This window comes from Caballeronia sp. LZ062, assembly GCF_031450785.1.
Lineage (GTDB): Bacteria > Pseudomonadota > Gammaproteobacteria > Burkholderiales > Burkholderiaceae > Caballeronia.
Genome location: NZ_JARTWB010000001.1, coordinates 208,846 through 230,026 on the forward strand (window position 1 = coordinate 208,846; position 21,181 = coordinate 230,026).

The 21,181-nt window shown below is 62.7% G+C and carries 18 protein-coding genes; 7 read left to right on the forward strand and 11 right to left on the reverse strand.

Features of this window, described 5'->3' with window-relative positions; translation table 11 throughout:
• Positions 1 to 9 precede the first annotated feature (9 nt).
• The 4 genes from flhC (at position 10) to P9239_RS01080 (ending at position 6,637) form a co-directional block, all read left to right on the forward strand.
• Positions 10 to 681, forward strand: coding sequence for a flagellar transcriptional regulator FlhC (gene flhC, locus P9239_RS01065; protein ID WP_309748667.1), 672 nt, complete (start codon positions 10 to 12; stop codon positions 679 to 681).
• A 179-nt stretch (positions 682 to 860) separates the two neighbouring features.
• Entirely contained in the window at positions 861 to 3,266 is a 2,406-nt protein-coding gene (locus P9239_RS01070) for a DNA polymerase II (RefSeq protein ID WP_309748668.1), read from the forward strand.
• A 92-nt stretch (positions 3,267 to 3,358) separates the two neighbouring features.
• Positions 3,359 to 6,025 carry an ATP-binding cassette domain-containing protein gene (locus tag P9239_RS01075; RefSeq protein WP_309749579.1) on the forward strand — a complete coding sequence of 889 codons (2,667 nt, stop codon included), beginning with the start codon at positions 3,359 to 3,361 and terminating at the stop codon, positions 6,023 to 6,025.
• Positions 6,026 to 6,034: 9 nt separating this feature from the next.
• Positions 6,035 to 6,637 (forward strand): ParB/Srx family N-terminal domain-containing protein, encoded by a 603-nt coding sequence (locus tag P9239_RS01080; protein ID WP_309748669.1) that lies wholly within the window; start codon positions 6,035 to 6,037, stop codon positions 6,635 to 6,637.
• Here P9239_RS01080 and P9239_RS01085 read toward each other — a convergent pair.
• The 11 genes from P9239_RS01085 to P9239_RS01135 form a co-directional block, all read right to left on the reverse strand.
• Positions 6,627 to 7,610, reverse strand: a complete 984-nt coding sequence (locus P9239_RS01085) for a UDP-glucuronic acid decarboxylase family protein (protein ID WP_175941718.1) — start codon at positions 7,608 to 7,610, stop codon at positions 6,627 to 6,629. The genes P9239_RS01080 and P9239_RS01085 overlap by 11 nt on opposite strands.
• A 49-nt stretch (positions 7,611 to 7,659) precedes the next feature.
• Entirely contained in the window at positions 7,660 to 8,619 is a 960-nt protein-coding gene (locus tag P9239_RS01090) for a glycosyltransferase family 4 protein (RefSeq protein ID WP_309748670.1), read from the reverse strand.
• Positions 8,606 to 9,670: a glycosyltransferase family 9 protein gene (locus P9239_RS01095; RefSeq protein ID WP_309749580.1), complete on the reverse strand. Its 1,065-nt coding sequence runs from the start codon at positions 9,668 to 9,670 to the stop codon at positions 8,606 to 8,608. Before P9239_RS01095 ends, P9239_RS01090 begins: the two co-directional genes overlap by 14 nt.
• Positions 9,667 to 10,722: a glycosyltransferase gene (locus tag P9239_RS01100; RefSeq protein ID WP_309748671.1), complete on the reverse strand. Its 1,056-nt coding sequence runs from the start codon at positions 10,720 to 10,722 to the stop codon at positions 9,667 to 9,669. The genes P9239_RS01095 and P9239_RS01100 overlap by 4 nt, the downstream gene beginning before the upstream one ends.
• The gene (locus P9239_RS01105; protein WP_309748672.1) at positions 10,719 to 12,464 is read right to left on the reverse strand and encodes a carbamoyltransferase C-terminal domain-containing protein; all 1,746 of its coding nucleotides are present in this window, start codon (positions 12,462 to 12,464) and stop codon (positions 10,719 to 10,721) included. Before P9239_RS01105 ends, P9239_RS01100 begins: the two co-directional genes overlap by 4 nt.
• A 12-nt stretch (positions 12,465 to 12,476) precedes the next feature.
• Positions 12,477 to 13,661, reverse strand: a complete 1,185-nt coding sequence (waaF, locus tag P9239_RS01110; protein WP_309748673.1) for a lipopolysaccharide heptosyltransferase II — start codon at positions 13,659 to 13,661, stop codon at positions 12,477 to 12,479.
• The gene (locus P9239_RS01115; protein ID WP_309748674.1) at positions 13,658 to 14,236 is read right to left on the reverse strand and encodes an HAD family hydrolase; all 579 of its coding nucleotides are present in this window, start codon (positions 14,234 to 14,236) and stop codon (positions 13,658 to 13,660) included. Before P9239_RS01115 ends, waaF begins: the two co-directional genes overlap by 4 nt.
• Positions 14,233 to 15,522 (reverse strand): glycosyltransferase family 1 protein, encoded by a 1,290-nt coding sequence (locus tag P9239_RS01120; protein ID WP_309748675.1) that lies wholly within the window; start codon positions 15,520 to 15,522, stop codon positions 14,233 to 14,235. Before P9239_RS01120 ends, P9239_RS01115 begins: the two co-directional genes overlap by 4 nt.
• Before the next feature lie 197 nt (positions 15,523 to 15,719).
• Positions 15,720 to 16,688: a glycosyltransferase gene (locus tag P9239_RS01125; protein ID WP_309748676.1), complete on the reverse strand. Its 969-nt coding sequence runs from the start codon at positions 16,686 to 16,688 to the stop codon at positions 15,720 to 15,722.
• The gene (locus P9239_RS01130; protein WP_309748677.1) at positions 16,685 to 17,404 is read right to left on the reverse strand and encodes a PIG-L family deacetylase; all 720 of its coding nucleotides are present in this window, start codon (positions 17,402 to 17,404) and stop codon (positions 16,685 to 16,687) included. Before P9239_RS01130 ends, P9239_RS01125 begins: the two co-directional genes overlap by 4 nt.
• A 73-nt stretch (positions 17,405 to 17,477) precedes the next feature.
• Entirely contained in the window at positions 17,478 to 18,485 is a 1,008-nt protein-coding gene (locus tag P9239_RS01135) for a hypothetical protein (protein WP_404980151.1), read from the reverse strand.
• Between the two features lie 184 nt (positions 18,486 to 18,669).
• Here P9239_RS01135 and P9239_RS01140 point away from each other — a divergent pair, with 184 nt between their 5' ends.
• The 3 genes from P9239_RS01140 (at position 18,670) to P9239_RS01150 (ending at position 21,175) form a co-directional block, all read left to right on the forward strand.
• Positions 18,670 to 18,957 carry a hypothetical protein gene (locus P9239_RS01140; protein WP_309748678.1) on the forward strand — a complete coding sequence of 96 codons (288 nt, stop codon included), beginning with the start codon at positions 18,670 to 18,672 and terminating at the stop codon, positions 18,955 to 18,957.
• An 855-nt stretch (positions 18,958 to 19,812) separates the two neighbouring features.
• A complete protein-coding gene (locus P9239_RS01145) occupies positions 19,813 to 20,904 on the forward strand; it encodes a hypothetical protein (RefSeq protein ID WP_309748679.1) in 1,092 nt (363 codons plus the stop codon).
• Between the two features lie 70 nt (positions 20,905 to 20,974).
• Complete coding sequence (locus tag P9239_RS01150) at positions 20,975 to 21,175, forward strand: hypothetical protein (RefSeq protein WP_309748680.1); 201 nt, start codon at positions 20,975 to 20,977, stop codon at positions 21,173 to 21,175.
• Positions 21,176 to 21,181 lie beyond the last annotated feature (6 nt).

Genomic DNA, 21,181 nt, shown 5'->3' on the forward strand with positions numbered 1-21,181 from the left:
GAGCGAGCCATGCTGAAGAAGAGCCTCACTGAAGACGCCCAGGAAGTTTTCCGCGCCATCGCGCTGATCGAGCTCGGCGCGCGCATGCAAGTGCTGGAGAGCGAACTCACGCTCTCGCGCGACCGCATGATCCGTCTCTATCGCGAAGTGAAGGGCGTCTCGCCGCCCAAGGGCATGCTGCCGTTTTCGGCGGACTGGTACATGACGTGGCTCGCGAACATTCACGCATCGCTCTTCTATAACACTTACACGTTTCTCAAGAACGAAGCCGGTTGCTCGCATCTCGATGCGCTGACCAAAGGGTATCGGCTGTATCTCGAGCACTGCAACCATAGCGGCGCCGAGGCGGTACTCGATCTCACGCGGGCCTGGACTCTTGTGCGCTTCTTCGACGCGGGCATGCTGCAGATGACGTCATGCTGCCGCTGTACCGGGAAGTTCGTCGCACACAAACATGATTTGCAGAACAACGTGGTGTGCGGGGCCTGCCAGCCGCCGTCACGCGCGGGGAAGACCAAGAAAGCGGCGGCCGCTCGACAGGCCGTTCAAGAAGCCGCTCTGGAGGTTGTGTCTAGCAAGAGCGAAGTGCCGGCAGCACCGGAGTTTCCGGCGCATGTCGCACTCGAAAACGTGGCGGCCTTGCAGCCGCCGCGCGCAAGCCTGGTCGCACAGGCTGCTTAGGCGGTAGCGGCGCGGGTTCATTCGTCGAGGACCATCCAGCGTGGATGTTTCTGGATGGTGGATGGCCCGCATGCCGCTACCGCGTTTTACTTCCTGCTGCAGCGTCTCCCTTTCATACACGCCGGCGCGCTTCTCGTGCGCGCCGCAGCGTTCTCCCGCCCCCAAAGTAAAATGCTTCGATGGCACGCGCTTTCGAAGGACACGCCTTGGCTCAGGCACCGAACAATTCTCAGCACGGCTTCTTGCTGACGCGTCATTGGCGCGATACGGCCGCCGGTACGGAGGTCGAGTTCTGGCTCGCCACCGATGACGGTCCGCACAAGGTGCGCATCGCTTTGCAAACACCCGTTGCGTTCATCCGCGCGGAAGACCGTGATCGAGCCGAGCCGCTCGTTCGCACGGTGCGCGATGCGCAATTGCGCGAATTGCCGCTCAGGGACTTTCGCCAGAAGCCGGTGCTCGGCCTCTATTGCGCGCAGTATCGCCAATTGCTTGCGCTCGAAAAGACGCTGAAGAACGCCGGCATCCATGTCTTCGAAGCGGACATTCGTCCGACCGAGCGCTATCTGATGGAGCGTTTCATCACCGCGCCGGTGGCCTTCGAAGGCGAATGGCGTGACGGCGTGGTGCATAGCGAACTCAAGCCCGCGCCGGCTTACCGTCCCGCGCTCAGGCTCGTGTCTCTGGATATCGAAACGAGCGCCGCGGGCGAGCTTTACTCCATCGCGCTCGAAGGCTGCGGCGCGCGGCAGGTGTACATGCTCGGGCCGCCGACTGGCGACGTGCATCCTCCGCTCGACTTCGAACTCGACTATTGCGCGAGCCGCGCCGACATGTTGCATCGCTTCAACGCCTGGATCGCCGATCATGATCCCGATGCGATCATCGGATGGAACGTCGTGCAGTTCGATCTGCGCGTGCTGCAAAAGCACGCCGACGCTTATGACGTTCCGCTTGCCATCGGACGCGATGGCAGCGTGATCGAATGGCGCGAGCACGGCATGAAGCGGAATCACTTCTTCGCATCTGTCGCCGGAAGGCTCGTGGTCGATGGCATCGAGGCGTTGCGTTCGGCGACGTGGAATTTCCCTTCGTTCAGCCTCGAATATGTCTCGCAGTCGCTATTGGGCGAAGGCAAGGCAATCGACAGTCCGTATGCCCGCATGGACGAGATCGAGCGGCGCTTTCGCGAGGACAAGCCCGCGCTCGCACGCTACAACCTGACCGACTGCGAACTCGTCACGAAGATCTTTGAGAAGACGGAACTTCTGCCGTTTCTGCTCGAACGCGCGACCGTGACGGGACTCGCCGCGGACCGCAGCGGCGGATCGGTCGCGGCGTTCACGCATTTGTACATGCCGCGCATGCATCGGCTCGGATACGTGGCGCCCAATCTCGGCGACGTGCCGGAAGAAGCGAGTCCCGGCGGTTTCGTGATGGATTCGCGTCCCGGTCTTTATGATTCCGTGCTCGTGCTCGACTATAAGAGCCTGTATCCGTCGATCATTCGCACGTTTCTAATCGATCCTGTTGGACTTGCGCAAGGCATGAGTGAAGCGGAAGACGAGACGCGCACTGTTCCTGGCTTTCGCGGCGCGCGTTTTTCGCGCGACAAGCATTGCCTGCCCGCCATCGTCGAGCAGGTGTGGGAAGGGCGCGAGTCCGCGAAGCGTCAGCACAACAAGCCGCTTTCGCAAGCACTCAAGATCATCATGAACTCGTTCTATGGTGTGCTCGGTTCGAGCGGCTGCCGTTTCTTCGATCCACGGCTCGCATCGTCCATCACCATGCGCGGCCATGAAATCATGCATCGCACGCGCGAGTTGATCGAGGCGCGCGGCTACAGCGTCATCTATGGCGACACCGATTCGACCTTCGTCTGGCTGCGCCGCGCGCGCAGCGAGGAAGACGCCGGGCGCATCGGCCGCGCACTCGTCGATCATGTCAACGATTACTGGCGCAAGCATCTGCGCGAAACATTCGGGCTCGACAGCGCACTGGAACTGCAATTCGAGACCCATTTCAAGCGATTCCTGATGCCGACGGTTCGCGGAGCCGAAGAGGGCAGCAAGAAACGCTACGCCGGACTCACGCAACACGCGGACGGCAGCGAAGAAATCATCTATAAAGGGCTAGAGACGGTGCGCACGGATTGGACGCCGCTCGCCCAGCGTTTTCAGCAAGAGCTCTATATGCGCGTCTTCAAGGACGAGCCTTATGAAGACTATGTGCGCGATTATGTCGAACGCACGCGGCGCGGCGCGCTGGACGAGTTGTTGATCTACCGCAAGCGCCTGCGCCGCAGCCTCGACGACTACCAGCGCAATGTGCCGCCGCACGTGCGCGCCGCGCGCACTGCCGACGAATTCAACGCGCAACAGGGACGCCCGTTGCAGTATCAGAACGGTGGATGGATCAGTTACGTGATGACCGTCGGCGGCCCCGAACCGGTCGAGGCGCGTCGTGCGCCCATCGACTACGAGCATTACGTGAGCAAGCAGCTTCAGCCCGTGGCGGACGGCATCCTGCCGTTCTTGCGCAACGACTTCACCAAGCTGATGTCGGGACAGCAAGCGCTTTTCTAGGCACCGAAGACGAACGGGCGTGCGCGGGCGCGGCACTTGCTGCCGCTTTACGCGTTGCTTGCATCGACAACGAGAATGGAAGCATGCACATGATGACTGCGTCCACGGAAATCAGCCGCTCGCAAGTTCGTAACCGCATCGTGAAGGACCTTTGGCAGGCGATCTGGACATTTCGCCTGCAGACGCTCGGTGCCGTTGCGCTGATGATTGCCTCGCGCCTTGCGGTGGTATCCGTTCCCTTGATGCTGAAACACGTCATTGATGAGTTCAGCAAGCCGACCGCCAACGCGGTGTTCCCGGTGTTCGTGATTCTGACGTACGTGCTGATGCGCTATCTCGGCGACGTGCTCAACGAAGCACGCGATGTGTTATTCAGCGTCGTGACGCAACGTACTGTCGCATCGTTTACTGCGCGCACGTTCTCTCACTTGCACGGCATGGGCGCGCGTTTTCATGCGCAGCGTGAAACCGGCGGCGTGGTGCGCGACGTGCAAAAAGGCGCGGACGGTATCGGCTTTCTGCTCGGCGTCGCGATCTTCACCATCGTTCCGACGTTGATCGAGATAGGCACGGTCGTCGCCATCATGGTGAGTCAGTACGCGAAGACGTTCATGATTGCCATCGGCGCGACGTTCGTCTGTTATGCGGTCTATACGTTGATCTTCACGCGCTATCGCATGCGCTTTCAGCGCGCGGTGAACCGGCTCGAAGCGCAGTCGGACAGCCGCCTCGTCGACAGCCTTCTGAACTACGAAACAGTGAAGCTCTTCGCGAGCGAAGACGTGGAACGCGGTCGCCTGTCTTCGGTGCTCGACAAATGGGTCGATGCCCGCACCGCGAACCAGCGTGCGTTGACGATTCTGCATGTCGGGCAGAGCACGGTGATCGCCGTCGGCATCGCGGCCGTGATGCTGCTGGCGGCGCAAAACGTGGTGGCCGGCACAATGAGCGTGGGCGATCTCGTGTTGGTGAACGCGTATATCGTGCAGGTATGTGCGCCGCTCAACACGCTCGGCTTCGTATTCCGCGAGACGAACGACGCAATCGTGAACGTCGAACGCATGTTCGAGATTCTGTTGTCGCGCGGCCGTCGCGGTGAAGATGTGGACGAGGCAGATGCCAAGCCGCTCGTGGTGTCCGCAGGGGAAATCGAGTTCGAGCACGTGGACTTCGGCTACGATCCCGCGCGCCAGATTCTGCGTGATATCGACTTTCGCGCGCATCCGGGAAAGAAGCTCGCGGTTGTCGGCGGCAGCGGCTCAGGCAAGTCCACGCTGATGAAGCTGCTCTTCAGGCTCTATTCGCCGACGGCAGGGGTCGTCACCATCGACGGTCAAGACATCCGGCAGGTCACGCAGAAGAGCCTGCGCGAAGCCATCGGCATCGTGCCGCAGGATACGGTGCTCTTCAACGATACGATCGCCTATAACATCGCCTATGGCCGGCCGTCCGCCACGCGCGCCGATGTCGTGCGCGCGGCGCGTGCCGCGCAACTGGACAGCTTCATCGAACGCTTGCCCGATCATTACGACACGCGCGTCGGCGAACGCGGCGTGCGGCTCTCGGGCGGCGAGCGGCAACGCATCGCAATCGCGCGCGCCATTTTGAAAGACCCGCGCATCATCGTATTCGATGAAGCGACGTCCGCGCTCGATACGCGCTCCGAGCGTGCGATTCAGAGCGAACTCGACCGGCTTGCGCAAGGCCGCACGTCGATTGTGATCGCGCACCGGCTATCCACTGTCGTCAACGCCGACTGGATTCTCGTCATGGAGCACGGGCGCATTGTCGAGCAAGGTCAGCATGCAGAGCTTATCGAACGCGGCGGCGTATATGCGCGTATGTGGGCGCTGCAATCGCAACAGGGCGAGCTTGCGCAAGTGCAGCGCAAGGTGTCGGCGCAACCGGTGGGACTCGGCGCCTTGATCGCCGGTGTGGTCGATGGCTTGCACGAAGAGATCGTCGAACACGGCGTGCAGCTTTACACGATGATGCCCGATGACGATCTGCGCGTGACCGGCGACCCCGGCGTGTTGCAACTGGTGATAGCGGACCTGTGCCGCACCGAGATACGCGCGGCCGAGCGCGGCGAGCGCGTGGAACTGCGCGTCGAGCGTGAAGCGAATCAGGTTCGCGTGTGCGTGCTGGGCCGTCGCGCGCAGCCCGCGCCGCTTTCGCAGGAACAGGCGCGCCGCCTCGAACAGGCGCTCGCCGAAACGGGTGGCACGTTCACCGTGGGCTACGTCGACGGCCACCTCGCCTATGTGGCGATGATGCCGCTGCGCCCCGTGGTCGATACCGATAGCCTCGCGGGTCTCGCGGAGCCGAACGCAAACGTTACCGGCAATCTGGAGGGCCTCTGCGTCATGGTGCTGGACGATCAGGAAGCTGCCCGCGAGGCGCTCGGTGCGGTGCTGGAGATGTCGGGGGCGGGCGTGCGACTGGCGGCGTCGGGCAAGGAGGCGCTCGAATGGCTCGCGCAAGCACCCACGCAGGAATGGCCCGATGCGCTGCTGTGCGACATCGTGCTCGGCGAAGAAGACGGCTATCAGGTCTTGCGCCGCGTACGCGAATTGGAAGCGAGCCGCCGCGTGTCGCTCGGCGAGCGCATGCCCGCGATTGCGTTGACGGGCCATACGCAGACCGAGGATCGCCTGCGCGCTCAGATGGCAGGCTTTCAGATGCATATGACCAAGCCCGTTCCCGCAGAGCGTTTGATCGCGGCAATCCGGCAGGTCGCCGTGCCGACGGAAGCATGAGGAGATGCTATGGACACCGAATCATCGGCTCGCATCGACGAACTCAAGCCGACGCAAGGTTCAATCGGAATGGAGCACGTGCGCGAGAAGATGCATCTGACGGCCGCCACGCCCGCTCATGGACGCGCGGCGTTCTTGCGCGACCACGCGCTGCGTCTGGTGCGCGGACCGGGCGGCACGCTGCATGTGATCGACCATCATCATTGGGCGCGTGCCTGGCACGAACTGGGCATCGACGTGGTGCCGGTGGTTATCGCGTGCGACTTCAGCGACCGCAGTCACAATGCCTTTATCGCTGCGCTGCGTGAGCGCGGCTGGCTTCACGCGGTCGATGCAGAGGGCCGCGAGACGTCGGTCGACGAACTGCCGCCATCCATTGCCGCAATACCCGACGACCCTTATCTGAGTCTCGCGGCTTTCGTGCGGATGGCGGGCGTTTATAGAGACCCGCCGGGAGCCAACGCGAAGTATGCCTGGGCCGACTATCTGCGCGAGCGCGTGCAGGGAGATCTCACCTCCATTGCCGGCTTCGCGAAGGCGCTCGCGCAGGCAGTGGCCGCTTCGCGTGAAGACGAAGCGCGCGCACTGCCCGGTTACAACATCAAAGCGTAGCCAGTGCAGAGCGCGTCTGCTGCGCCTCGATAATCTGCCGGAAATAGGCGGCTGTGCGACGCAGACCTTCATCGAGCACAGTCACAGGTTCCCAGCCGAGCAGCTGCCGCGCCTGCGTGATGTCGGGTTGACGATGCCACGGATCGTCCATCGGCAGCGGGCGGAACACGATCTCCGACTTCGAGCCCGTCAACGCGACGATTCGTTGCGCAATCTCCAGCATCGACAATTCATGCGGATTGCCGAGATTGACCGGACCTGTCACGTCGTCGGGCGTGTTCATCAATCGAATGAAGGCGTCGACCATGTCGTCCACATAGCAGAACGAACGCGTTTGCGTGCCTTCGCCGTAGACGGTGATCGGCTCGCCGGCGAGCGCCTGCATCATGAAGTTGGATACGACGCGGCCATCGCTCGGATGCATGCGCGGTCCGTACGTGTTGAAGATGCGCGCAATCTTGATGTTGAGGCCGTGCTGGCGACGATAATCCATGAACAGCGTCTCGGCGCAACGCTTGCCTTCGTCATAACATGAGCGCGGCCCGATCGGATTCACGTTGCCCCAGTACGCTTCCTGCTGCGGATGAACGCGGGCATCGCCATACACTTCGCTCGTCGAGGCCTGAAAAATCTTGGCCTTCACGCGCTTCGCGAGCCCCAGCATGTTGATCGCGCCGTGCACGCTCGTCTTCGTGGTCTGCACAGGATCATGCTGGTAATGCACCGGCGACGCGGGACATGCGAGGTTGTAAATCTCATCGACTTCGACATACAGCGGGAACGTCACATCGTGACGCATCAGTTCGAAGTTGGGACTATCAAGCAGATGCGCGATGTTGTCTTTCGTGCCCGTATAGAAGTTATCGACGCACAACACGTCGTGCCCTTGCGCGAGCAGACGTTCGCAGAGATGCGAGCCGAGAAAGCCCGCGCCGCCCGTCACCAGAATGCGCTTGCGATATGCTTCCTTCATGTCGGTTCCTTTTTGTGGTGATTGGGTCGCGCTTGATCGTCGCGCTTGATCAACTGCACACGTGGCGCAACGTTGCTTCCCATTCGGCGGCGAAGCGGTCTATGTGGAAACGTTCAAGCGCGAGACGGCGAGCGCCTTCACCCAGACGGCGCGCTTCGGCGGGATCGCGCAGCAGCTGTTGCATGACGTCGACGAGCGCGTTCGTATCGGTATGGATGAAGCCGCTCTCGCCATTGCGGATCACGGTGGCAAGCTCCGTCGTCGCAAGACCGATGACGGGCATACCGATCGTCATGGCTTCGACGATGGCGAGGCCCAGACTCGTCCAGCGAATCGGATTGAAGAAGAAACGGTATTGCGCGGAAAACGCGGCCAGGTCCAGATTGCCGATCTCTCCCAGACCGCCCGCCGATTCCGCGTCCATGCCGACGAGATCGAGCGGCACGCGCTGCGCGGCATCCGCGAAAACATCGCTGCCGAGCCTGCGGCCGCGCTGCCGCAGATGATTGATAACGACGATGCCGCGTTCCTTTTCGCCGGTATAACGCACGCCTTCCGGCACGACCACGCCATGTTCGATCACACGCGTCGGCGTCTCGCCGCTGTCCCACATCAGCCGATTGAAGTGCGTCACATGCACGAGCAAGGTGTCGCGATCCTGCACCCAATGGCGCTGTTCGAACGGATTCTCCTGCGGCGGATCATGTTCGATATAGACGCGCGGCAAGCGCCGCTGCGCATCCGAGAGCAGGTTGATGCGATCGTCGTCCCAGTGCGTGCGATGCTGAAATAGAACGACGTCGAATTCGTGCGAAGCCACTTCGTCGGCCGGCACTTCGTGAACGTTGTCACCCCACGGCAGCACGCCCACTTTGCCCGCATAGCCGGGCGGATGACCGGGCTTCGTCACGAGGTAGAAGTCGTGCTTCGCCTGAGTCAGGTAGTACAGATAGTTGCCGTGTACGTGCCACGTGAGCACGCGCAGGCGTCGTTGATTAGCAGTGGGCATCGGTTTCCAGTTTTTCTACAGGCAATTGGAGTCGTGCGACATCGAGCACTTGCGCGACACTCACATTGAGCGCGCATGGATGACCATACGGACACTCGCGAAACGAACACGGGCGGCAGGGCGGATAGTCGGCCAGCACGCGGTGCCGTTCGTGATCGAGCGGTGCCCAGCGTTGCGTGTCACTGCCCGATGCGATGACGACGCTTCTCGTGCGCATCGCAGCGGCCACGTGCGAAAGCCCCGTGTCATTGCAGACGATAAGACGTGCCCGCGCAACGAGCGCAGCCAGCGAGCCGAGCGATGTCTTGCCGGTCAGGTCGATTGCATCGAGGCCGGGTGTGCTTGCAATGCTCGCGGTAATCGCAGCTTCGCCTGCGCTACCGGTCAACGCCACCTGCCAGCCATCGCTCGCAAGTGCCGTGGCGACTTGCGCGAAGCGTTCGGCGGGCCAGCGTCGCGAAGGCAATTGCGCACCCGCATGCACCAGCACGAGCCGCGCGGTGTCGAGACCATATTGCGCGATCAATTCATCGCATTCGCGCGTATCTTGTGGCGTGAGCGGAATCTCCAGTTGCGTGTCATGCGCATCCAGGCCGAGTGCCGCCATTAGCGCGTTGTAGCGCTCGACTTCCTGCAACGCGTCGGGCCACGGAATGAACACACCGGCGCGCGGCGATTCATCCGGCTTCAGGAATCCCGCACTAAGCCGTGCGTGCATCTCTTCGACGATATCGTTCGCCACGCCGCCGCTGCCGTGCAGCTGAATCGCGAGATCGAAGCGGCGCGCGCGCATCGCTTCAAAAAAGGCCGGTAGTTTCGCGTCCGTTTCCTCTTGCTCCGGAAATCCCACTGCGCCGGGAAACAAAATCAGCTCATCCACGAGATGCGAATAACGTTCGACGAAAGTTTGCGCCCACGGCAAGCCGATCAGCGCAATGCGTGCGCGAGGATAAGCGCGGCGCAATGCCCGCAGCGCCGGCACACAACAGAGCATGTCGCCGAGTTGCAGCGCCCGGAAGATCGCAATGCGCTCGACGTTTTCCGGCTTCATATGAACATCACCCGGAACTTCACGGCGCCGTAGATTCTCCAGTACACCGAAAGAAATGGTATCCATAGCGATGTCCACGCCATTTCCAGTACATGCGACGGCGTGAGCGAAGTCGACTTCAGGCGCTTGAAGCAGAACCATGCGGTCATGCCGAGCCACGCGACGAGGCAGACGCCCGCGAGCGTGTTATTGCCCTTGGCAAGCGCGAGCACGGCGACCAGTAGGGCTGCGATGATCGCGTAATAAAGCAGCGGCGGCAGGCTTCGAATCCGTGTCTTGAAGAGCGAGCGATGCTTCTTGTACAGCAGCGCGTCGAACTGGCTCTTCTTCTGTTGCGACAAGCTCACGCCCCAGCGCGCAGGCCGCACGGGATGCAAGACCATTGCATCGTGTGACCTCACGATGCGCGCGCCGATGCGCATCAATTCGAATTGCAGGTCCGAGTCTTCGCGCCATGCCGACGTGAAACGCGCGTCGAAGCCGCCGACGCGTGCGAGCGCCGAGCGCGTCACGAACGTGTTGGCCGTCGCGAATTCGGCGTGCGAGAGACCGGCTGCATCTTGCTCGTAGTCCGTCGGACGAGGCCCGAGCGGCACCACGATACGGCCCGATACCGCATCCGCGCCCGCTCGCAATGCGGCAACGCCTGCCGCGAGCCAGTGCGGATCGGGAATCGTGTCGTCATCGGTGAAAGCGATCAACGCCGCGCCCGATGCGCGCCATCCCGCATTGCGTGCGCCCGCGGGGCCTTGCGTCGCGGTGACGGGCACATAGCGGATGCGCGGTCCCTGCTCGAACTCACGTGCCAGCGCTGCAACACGCGAGCGCGTCGGTTCGTCGGGACCGTCATCGCACACGATGATCTCGAAGCGCGTCTTGTCGTAGTCCTGCGCGATGATCGCGCGCAGACAGCGTTCCAGCATGTCGGGGCGGCGGTAGGTCGGCACGACGACGGACACCTCGAACGCCGCGCCCGCTGCCGCGCTGGCGTCGCGCGGCGCGGACGCGTGCTTCGCGCCGTCGTAGGGAAACGAGCCTGCAACCGAGCTCATGCACGCACTCCCGGCTTTTCAATCAGGAACGGGCCGATCACGAGCGCATCCAGCGGCGACGTCCAGAACGATTCGAGCGCATCGCGCGGCGAATTGACCATCGGCTCGCCGCGCGTATTGAACGACGTATTGACGAGCACCGGCACGCCCGTGCGCGCCTTGAACGCCGCGAGCAAGTCGTAATAGAGCGGATGCTGCGAGCGGTTCACGGTCTGCACGCGCGCCGTGCCGTCGATATGCGTGACGGCAGGAATGCGCGACTTCATGTCCTCGCGCACATCGAACACGAAGAGCATGAACGGCGCGACGCGTGCGTCAACGAACCAGTCCGCAGCGTGTTCTTCCATCACCACGGGCGCAACAGGGCGGAAATCTTCCCGATCCTTGATTTCGTTCAGACGCGCCTGCATGGAAGGATCAATCGGCGAAGCGAGGATCGAACGCGCACCGAGCGCACGCGGCCCGAACTCCGTACGTCCCTGATACCAGCCGATCACACGATTCGATGCCAGAATTTCAGCGGTTTCGCTCGCAATGTCGTTCAGCCTGCGATACGGCGTCTTCGACCACTTGAGGAACTGCTCGATCTCGTCGTCTTCATAGCGCGGGCCAAGATACGCGTGATTCATGGCCCAGCGACGGCCCCCATCACCTTGCTTGACGCGTTCTTGATAGTCGGTCCAGAGTGCTGCGCCGAGCGCGGTACCCGCATCGCCCGCAGCGGGTTGAACCCAGATGTCTTCAAACGGGCCACGATCGCGCAAGCGCGCGTTCATTACGCAATTAAGCGCCACGCCGCCCGCCATAGCAAGATGCTTGAGACCGGTGCGTTCATGCAGCCAGCGTGCGAGATCCAGCGCGGTTTCTTCGAGCACTACTTGCAGCGAATGCGCGATGTCGTAATGGTGCTGCGTGAGCGGACCGCCACGTTCGCGTCGCGGACCGAAGCGCTCCACCAGACGCGGCGCATCCACGGTATAGCTGCCGTCGTTGCGATACTTCACGATCTCGCGGAACTGATCGACGTACGCCGGCTTGCCGAACGAAGCGAGCGCCATGACCTTGTACTCGTCCGACGAGTGCAGGAAGCCGAGATAGTCCGTCACGGCTTCATACAGCAAGCCGAGCGAATGCGGCAGTTCCACTTGCTTGATGCGCTTGTATTCGCCATCGACGAACTGTCCGAGACTCGTCGTCACGCCTTCGCCACGGCCATCCATCGTGAGAACGGCGGTGTTCTCATACGGCGCCGCGAGAAATGCGCTTGCTTCATGCGACAGATGATGATCGACGTTATGCCATTCGAAGCGCGGTGCGCGTCCGCCGCTGGCGAACCGCTTCTTCAGATGATGCGGCGCGCCGTCGAGCAACTGGCCGCGCGCATTCACGATATAGCTCAGGAAAAGCGGGTCCCACGGCGATTCCGACGGGTTGCCGGTCACATGTTCGGAAGGCATGAAGGGCAGGGCGATAGTCGCCTTAGTCTGCTTCGGCATGCCCGAGAAAAGCTGCGGATCGTACGAATACGCGATGTGGTCGATATCGGCGAGCTCGATGCCGGCTTCCTTGAGGCAATAGTCGATGGCATCGAAAGGCAGTTGCCACGTCGAGAAGGGCACCGGGCGCTTCGCATGCTTTACATGCGTGAAACGCTCGTCTTCCGCCGCCGCGATCACGACGCCGTCGCGAACCAGCGCCGCTGCGCTGTCGTGATAGACCGCATTGATTCCGAGTGTGTACATAGGGCGCGTCTCTCAGGGTAGTGTCAGATGAGCGGGATGTTGTTCGGTGCGGGCATCGAGCAAGGACAGCGCGGCGTCGACGACTTCATCGACGGTCACGCCGAGCAGACACGAGTGATGCCCTTCGGGACACACGCTGCGATAGCACCAGCGGCAAGGCACGTCGCGAAAGAGGACACGATGCGGCGTTTGCCACGGCATATGCTGCGGATTGGTGAGCGCATACAGATCGACGACCGGCGCACCGAGCGCGGACGCGATATGCACCGGACCGCTATTGTTGGAGATCAGCACACGCGTATGCGCGATCAGTGCCCCAAGCTCGCCAAGCTCGAGCGCGCCCGCAAGGTTGACGACGCGCGCATCGCCTGCGGCAACCGTCTCGCACAATGGGGCTTCGCTCGCCGATCCGGTGACGAGAACCGGCCAGCCGGTCCGGTCTGACAACGCTCGCGCCGCCTGTGCGAAGCGCTCCGGCGGATAGCGCCGCGATGCAGCGGTGGCGCCGGGATGCATGACAAAGAAGGGCGCGTTGAGATCGACGCCTCGTGCGTCGAGTTTGCGAGCAAGCGATGCCTCGTCTTCAGCGCGCAATGCGAAGCGCATACGTGTATCCGCGTTCGTTGCGCCGACGCTTTCGACGAGCGCAAGCTGCCGCTCGACTTCGTGCCGCGTGCCATGTTGCGGTTCACGCTCGGCGACCCAATCCGTCAGCAGTCCGTACGGGTTTTCGCGGCAATGCGCGAGCCGTCGCGGAATCTTCGCGAGATGGCAGAACATCGCTGCCGGAAGCGGATTCTGGCTATAGACGGTGAATATGACGGCAGCATCGAACTCAAGTGATGCGAGACGTTCGCAGATCGCGATATCCGCGCTCGCATCGATGGGCTTGTCATGCTTGACCCACGGCGCGTCGTATTCGATCACGTCGTCGATATCGTCGATGAAACGCGCTGCCTGCGCACCTGAACGCGACGCAAGCAACGTGAGATGCCGCCCCGGATACGCCGCCTTGAGCGCATGGAGCGCGGGCGTGGTCATCAGCACGTCGCCCAGATTATCGAGGCGAATGCACAAAATACGCCGTACGTCCGCGCCCCAAATGCGCTCAGGCGCAACGGCGGGCGCGCGCGCGTGCGCGTCGGCGGGCTGAATGCTGATCGGAATATCGTTGGCTCGCAACGGATCGCGCTTCATGTCGCGATCTCCGTGTCATGCCACGCACGCTCGATGATGCGCGCGGCTTCACTCATATCTTTCGCGATCGCATCGGGTTCGCGCATGGGGCCGCGTTGCCAGAGCGTCTCGTTGCCGTTGTCGATCAACACAGCGCGACATCCGGCGCGATGCCCCGCTTCGATATCGTCGAGAATGTCGCCGACGAACCAGCTTCGCCGCAAATCGACGCCGAGCTCGCGCGCCGCGCGTTGAATCATGCCGGGTGCCGGCTTGCGGCAATCGCATACGCGGGCATACCGCGCGACCGTGCCTTGCGGATGATGCGGGCACCAGTAGACGCCCGCCAGCCGCGCGCCCGCTTCCGCAGCGAGTTCGTGCAGCTTGCGTTCGACAGGTTGAAGCGCCGCTTCATCGAACTTGCCGAGCGCGACGCCGCTCTGATTGCTGATCACGACGATCGGCACGTCCATGCGCGCGAAGATGGCGAGTGCATCGCGTGCGCCATGCGCGAGACGCATCTTGTCGGGATCGACGTTATAAGGCACGTCGTCGAGCAGCGTGCCGTCCTTGTCGAGAAAGACGGCGGGTTTCATGCGGTGGCGCTGCCATATGCGGCACGCCGGCTATCGAGGTCCTGCGCCATGTCCACGCCCGCAACGCGCGCATACACGCGTTCGAGCGACTGCGCGACGCCCGACCACGTGAACATCGCGCGCGCGCGTTCGAGGCCCGCTGCGCCCATGCGTTCGGCGAGCAGCGGGTCGCGCTTGAGCACGGCAAGCGCATCGGCGAGTGCGCGCGGATCTTTTGGCGGAACCAGCAATCCAGTTTCGTTATGCGCCACCGAATAGCGAATGCCGCCCACGTCCGCGCCGATGACCGGCCGGCCGCACGCCATGGCTTCGAGCGGCGTGATGCCGAAAGGCTCGTACCACGGCGTCGTCACGAATACATCGGCTGCGTTGTAGAAGGTCTTCAGGCGTTGCCTTCCATGTCGGCCGAGAAAGTTCACCTTGTCGGCCACGCCGCATTCGTTTGCGATGCCGCGCAAGCGGCCGATTTCCGGTGTCGCGATTTCGTTCGCTTCATCCGAATTGCCGCCGATCACATAGAGATGCGCGTCTTCTTTCAGTTCGCGATTGCACAGGCCGATGCCGCGCACCACGTTGTCGATGCCTTTGCGCGGCACCATGCGTCCCAGTTGCAGCACAATGAAGCGGTCTTGCGGCCAGCCGAGACGTTCACGCGCTTCGGCCTTCTTCATCGGATGAAACTCGGTGCTGTCGAAGCCGCAGGGCACCAGGTCGATGCGTTCGCGCTCAGCGTGATAGAGCGACACGAGGTCCGTTTCGTCTTGCGGACACTCGGCGATGACCGAATCCGATTCACGCACGAGCGCGTCTTCGATCTCGAAGCGCTCGTCGGGAAAGCCATCGCCCGCGCCTTGATGAATGCGTCGCACGCGGCCGAGCGCATGAAACGTAGTGACGAGCGGCACGCCTAGCGCCTCCTTGATACGCATTCCAACGAGACCGGACATGAAGAAGTTCGCATGAACGACGTGATAGGGCGTCGCCTGCTTCTTGAAGTAGCCGATCATGAAGCGAGCGAACTCGTCCATGTGCGCCAAAAGCTGTTCCTTCGGCAATTGCACGGGCGGTCCGGCCGGCACGTTGATGACGCGGATGCCGCGAATGCGTTCGAAGCGCGAGACCAGCGGCAACAGGGAACGGTCGCGGCGCGTGAAGACATCCACTTGGTGACCGTTGCGTGCGAGCTGTCGCGCGACATGCGCGACATAGATATTCTGCCCGCCGCTATCGACGCCGCCCGCCACCGCGAGAGGCGACGCATGCTCACTGATAAGTGCGATCTTCACGTGTAGGCCCCCTCGATTGGCGTTGTTCGACATGGACTTCGAGTCGTTGCACGCGCGCAAAAGTTGCCGCGTCTTTCGAAGCTTGCAGGGCTCACAGCATTCGTTGTGCCACGAGCGCAAAAAATCGCAGAATCGTTGGTTCGTTGCTGTACGAACAAAATTTCCTTAGACGCGGGGTAACCAACAGAGGCGCGGTTTTACACGGCGCGTGTAGCGTCTGCCCGCGTGAGCGTGGTTTCGCTGGCCTGTTGGCGCGCATGGCGGCGGTCGTCTTCGCGCACGATCGATCGCATGACCTGCACGTGCCGGCCCACTACGCGCCGATGCGACAGCGCCCAGGGCAAACCGCGCAACATCTGCATAGCATCGCGCCAGAACGTGCCTTCGCGACGCATGACGGCGAACGCCTGCATGCTCGCTTGGACGGCTTCACGCAACGGCAGGCGCAGCCACGCGACCCACGCGGCGTTGCGCGCGAGCAGACGCCTGCGCAGTGCGCTGTCGCGTATCGGCGAGGGATGATGATGCAGCACGAGCTCGTCGGCATAGACGAGCGCGTGGCCGTGGTCCAGCATGTCGAGCGCGAGCAGCGACTCTTCACCGCCTATGAAAAGCCGTGGCTCATAGCCGCCCATCGTTCGATAGACGCTCGTGCGGAACACGCTCGCACCGGCCATGTAACCGACGAGCGCGGGTCCCGGCAAGCCATTCGCGCCCAGCGGACTGACGCGCATACGTTCGCAGGTTTCGTCGGCATCGCCGTTTTCGCCGACGACCACGCGCGCACTCAGCACCGCGACACGCGGCGAGGCGTCGAGGATGTCCGCTGCGCGCGAGAGCGAACCCGGGCCCCACCACGTATCGTCGTCGCAGAACGCGACGTACTCGGTGCGCACCTTCTCCACGCCGAGGTTGCGGCCCGCCGCGCCCATATTCGACGGCGCGACCACCAGTTCGACAAACGGGAAGGCTTGCGCGACGCGCGTGGCCGTATCGTCGGACGATGCGTTGTCGACCACCACGATGTCGATGCGATCCGGCAAGGCCGCGAGTCTTCCCAGCGTGTCGAGCACTTGATCCGCGCGGTTGTAGGTCAGCACGACCACGGTCACGCGCGCGGCCTCGTCGTGAGCAGGGCGCGCGAGGGGTTGCGGGAGCGCGCTCATGCGCGCTTCTCCGCGCGTTCGAGCGTCCAGAAACGCTCTGGCAGATACACGTCGCCATATCCGTCCGGCCCGAATGCCTTGAGCTGGCTCGGATACGCGTTCACGGCGTCGCGCTTCATGGCTTCGCGGCGCTGTGCTTCGGCGGGCTCCGGCGGGCGCGGATTGAGCGGTGTCGCGTCGATGCCGCGTTCCAGCAGATCAGCGAGACGCTGCTGCAAGAGCGCACGCTTGCATCGATACAGCGCCTCTTCGTAGGCCACGCAGGGCAAATCGCGATGATGCAGCCACGCATCGCAGGCGGCTTCGTGAACGAGCGCGTGATCCGAATGAAAGAGGCCGAGCGGAATCATCAGCACGTTCGGCCGATACTTCGCGATGACGTCGAGAAATGCTTGCGTCAACGCGCTGCGCGTGGGCTTGTCGGCATCGTGGGCAAACGGGATGTATTGCGAATCGAGAAAGCCCAGATGCTGCGGCGTCGCGCCGAGCAATGCAAGCGCGCGGTTGTCCTCTTCGATGCGCGCGGCCATCGCCTGCCGCGCGTCCGCGAAGCCGCATTGGGCGTCCCAATCCGTGTGGGCATCGGCGGCGGGGCATCCGGTGAACACCGTGCAGACGAGCACGTCCGGCGCGCCCGCAAGCGAGGCGCCGCAGCCGAGCACGGCGTCGTCGAGGTGAGGGGAGATCAGCAGGGTTCTGGGCGGGACGTCGATCATGGAGGAGCCGTTGAGAGCGGATGACGGCTCGTCCAAACGCAAGTACCGCGCCAGCCGGTTTGCAGCGGCCCGGTCAGAAACGCATGCCGATGCCCGCCTCGATGATGTCCGCGTCGCGGTCATAGCGCGTCACCATGCGGTTCCACGTCGCTCGAACGAGCCAGCGATTCGTGAAACGATAACTCGCCGACAGCGAGACGAGGCCCGCGAAACGGCCGTCGCCGGTGCGGTTTTGCGGCAGATCGTCGTTCTGCGTGATCGACAGATACGGGCCCGCGCCGACGCCGAGCGTCAGCCGATCGTCGAAGAATGCGCGGGTTGCCCACAGTTGCGCGGCGACGCCGTCGCGGCGCGACTGAACGTGGCCGCCCTCGTGCAGGTACGACGCGCTGAAGTCGACATACTTCCACAGCCCGCGCCGGTATTCGATGCTTTCCGCCACGTTCGATTCCGAGTCCAGGCTGTTCAGGATCGTCGTGCCGACCATGACCGTCATTTCGTTGCCGGTGACGTTCGTGATGCGCGACGGCGCGCGCTCGCGCGGGCCACGGCCGTTTGGTGCGTCGAGCTGATAGCCGATGCCGAACAGCAGGGCCGTCGTGTCGGGACCGCCGAACGCCTGCACGCGATTGAGCTTCATCTCCGCGATCCAGCGGTTGTCGAAGTAATACGCGGCGCGCAGCGTGAAGAGGCCGCCCCAGCCGTGCGTGTTGGAATAATCGCCGCCGGCGCGGGCCTCGCTGGTATCGAAATAGCGGTACGGCCCCGCGCCCGCCGACAGTTCCAGGCGCTTATTCCAGAGCGGAAGCCGTCCCCACAACTGCGCCGCCTGACCGTCACGGTGATGATTGGGAATATGGCCTTCGTTAATCCAGGAGAAACTCCAGGCCGCATACGGGCCGAGGCCTTCGCGGTAGCTTGCTTCCCAGGAATAGGTGTTCTGGCTGCCGCTCTTGAGCGGTCCGGCGAGAATGGAGAACTCCTGCGCCTGCGCAGTCCGCGCCGCGACGCAGAGCGCGACGCCGGCCAACGTCAGGGCAGCAAGTGTGAAACGGTTTCGTCGGTGGAGAGTGGGCGGCACTACGAGTCGATTAGAGGTGGAGGTTCGTCGGAGCATAGCGTCTAAATGAGAATCATGCAGATTTCGCGGCGCTCCAATGTTGGTCGACGCACGTCCGGAATCTTGATTTCCCGCTAAAAATAGGGCGTCACGTCCCGCACGCTTCTTCAATCGCCACGCGGGCTACTTCCAGAGCGAGAGTCGAATGGACGCCATTCCAGTGGAGTACCGGGGCTGCGAGTTGTCGGCGGTCGTCGTGCATGCCGCGGGCGAATTCGTCGCGACGGTTCTGATCGAGCGTCCCGGCGGTGTGCGGCGTGCGGTCGGGCCGTTTCGACCGTTCCCGACGGCGAAGGCGGCCGAACAGTTCGCCATTCAATACGGGAAGGACGAACTGGACGGACGGCACGAGCGGCGCGGCCTATACGTCGGGGCGCACGACGATCCGGCGGTTCGACGCTCAACGGCCTTCGCGCCTCGGCGTCCTTCCTAGCCGCGCGATCGATCGCTGCCGCTGCGCCGCTTCGAAAAGCGACGGTCCGTCGCGCCGTACGGCCCGGGATCATGCCGTCGCGTGCGGCCAGCCTGCTGGCGGCGCCATAGGCTTGCTGCCCGCGAACGCCAACCGTGCGCGCCACGCGGCATGCGGTTGGACCCCCCGCGTGCTCTGAGCAGTCGTCTCCATGCTGCTCGGGACGCTCCTTGGCAATCCGGCGTCGTCGATTGCGAACGTCGCCTTGCTCATAACCTTTGACGCAACTAGGACGATACGGTCTGGAACGCCACGGAATGTCCGCTCGCAATCGCCGTCTCGGTGTCGCATGCATCGCGCTCGTCAAAGAGGCCGAACGACGCGCAACCGGCGATCGTGCGCGTCCTGAATAAGCGACAGCGCGCCGGAACGCGACAGTGCGTTCATCCACGTCTGCACGTCCTACAATTGAGCGCGGATGGCAGATTCTCCGCGCGCGAGATACTTCGGTTGACGCAATAATTTGCAAGTTCGTTGACCGCAACGGATATGCTACGGCCCCTTGCGCGCGGCTCTTGCGCCGCGCTTCGTGCGTCCACGCTATTCACTTGCCGGTACAACATGGTCACACTGGTTAGCTGTTTTTCCGACCGCCGCGCGACATCGTCACGCGACAACCACGCCGAGTTCTGCCGCCGAACGCAAGCGGTCCATTGCGACGAGTCGATCTCGAGCAGCGCCGACTCACTCGAACTCGGCGTCCTCTTCAAATACCAAATGATCAGCGACCGGCTCGCGCGCGCCGCGGACGGGGAAATCCTTATCTTTGCGACCGAGAATGCGCTCTTCGTTCGCTTCGAGGATTTCGGCCGAATCATGGAAGGGCGAGACAGTCTCGTCACGAAAGGCTTCTTCGGCGTCAATACGGAAATGTTCGTCATCCGAAATACCGAGGAGAACCGACGCATTGCACGAGGCATGGCCGCACGATGCCGCGCCTTCTACGAATACGGCAAATTCGTGACTGAAGAGGAATTGCTCGAAGCGTTCCCTGCCGTCGCAGACTGGGACTTGATGAACGGCGTGATACCGATCGCATCCATGTGGTCGGGGCAGCATCCTGATCTGCGCGGGACGCCGGTGATTGCGGTATCGCTTGTCTATACGCCGCGTCTTTATAGCAAGTATGGTCCGCGCTGGCGGGCGGTGTTCGCACAGCACGTGAACGCGTGCCATGCGGCGGGCCACAGCGCGTTCTTCGACGTTCCACCGCCGCCTCAATGCGATACCGACGAGCCGCTAACCGTGTATCAGCCCGGCAAGCCTATCGCCGTCGTCATGCTATACACGCCGAACATCGCGAGTTACGCGCGCTTCGGCGAAGCAAGCCTGCGCGCGTTCTGCGAGCGTCACGGCTATACGCTCTACCAACATCGCGCCGTGCCTGCCGATTTTCAGCGCGAGGCATGCGGCAACTGGTCGAAGCCGTTCTTGTTAGCCAAGTATCTGCCGCATCACGAATGGGTGTTTTGGGTCGATGCCGATATCCTCGTCATGAACCCTTCGATCAAGCTCGAGGCGTTCACCGAAGGCCGCGATCGCGTGCTGACTGCGGATATCTGCGGCTGGCGCTTCAATTCGGGCGTCATGGGCTTTCGCAACACAGAGGCGAACGCGAACGTGCTGCAAAGCGTGCTTGCTCGCGTGCTGGAGACCGAGGACATCAAGTACACGTTTTCCAGCCAGGGCGACCAGTTCTACTTCATGGAGCAGATGATTTCGCATGGTTTATGCCCCGAACCGGACTCGGCCGAACTCGTGAGCTTCAACGAACTCAACACGCCGTGGTATTACGCGAAGCCGGCCACGTTCATGTGCCATTTCCACGGGTTGAGCACCGAACTGCGGATGCTGTTCATGTCGAACCACGCGGTTCCTGAAGGCGGATACCAATCGATTGAGGCGTAGGGCACGCTGTCGCGCGGGACCATGGCTTGCTGCGAATTCCATGAACGATGACTACGTCAACGGAGGCAGCATGATTCAAGCCACAGGCGACAACCACGGCTCGCGCGCCACGGCCGACGACATGGACGAACCAGTGGGCGCGCCCGCCGCCAGCGAAACGCGGCAGGAAGACCTCGATGCCCGGGAAAAGCAGCATCATCCGCAGAGCGAGAATGCGCTGCCTACCGCGCAAGACAACAATCCCGTGCCGCCGGAATCGACGCGCGAATAGCCACCT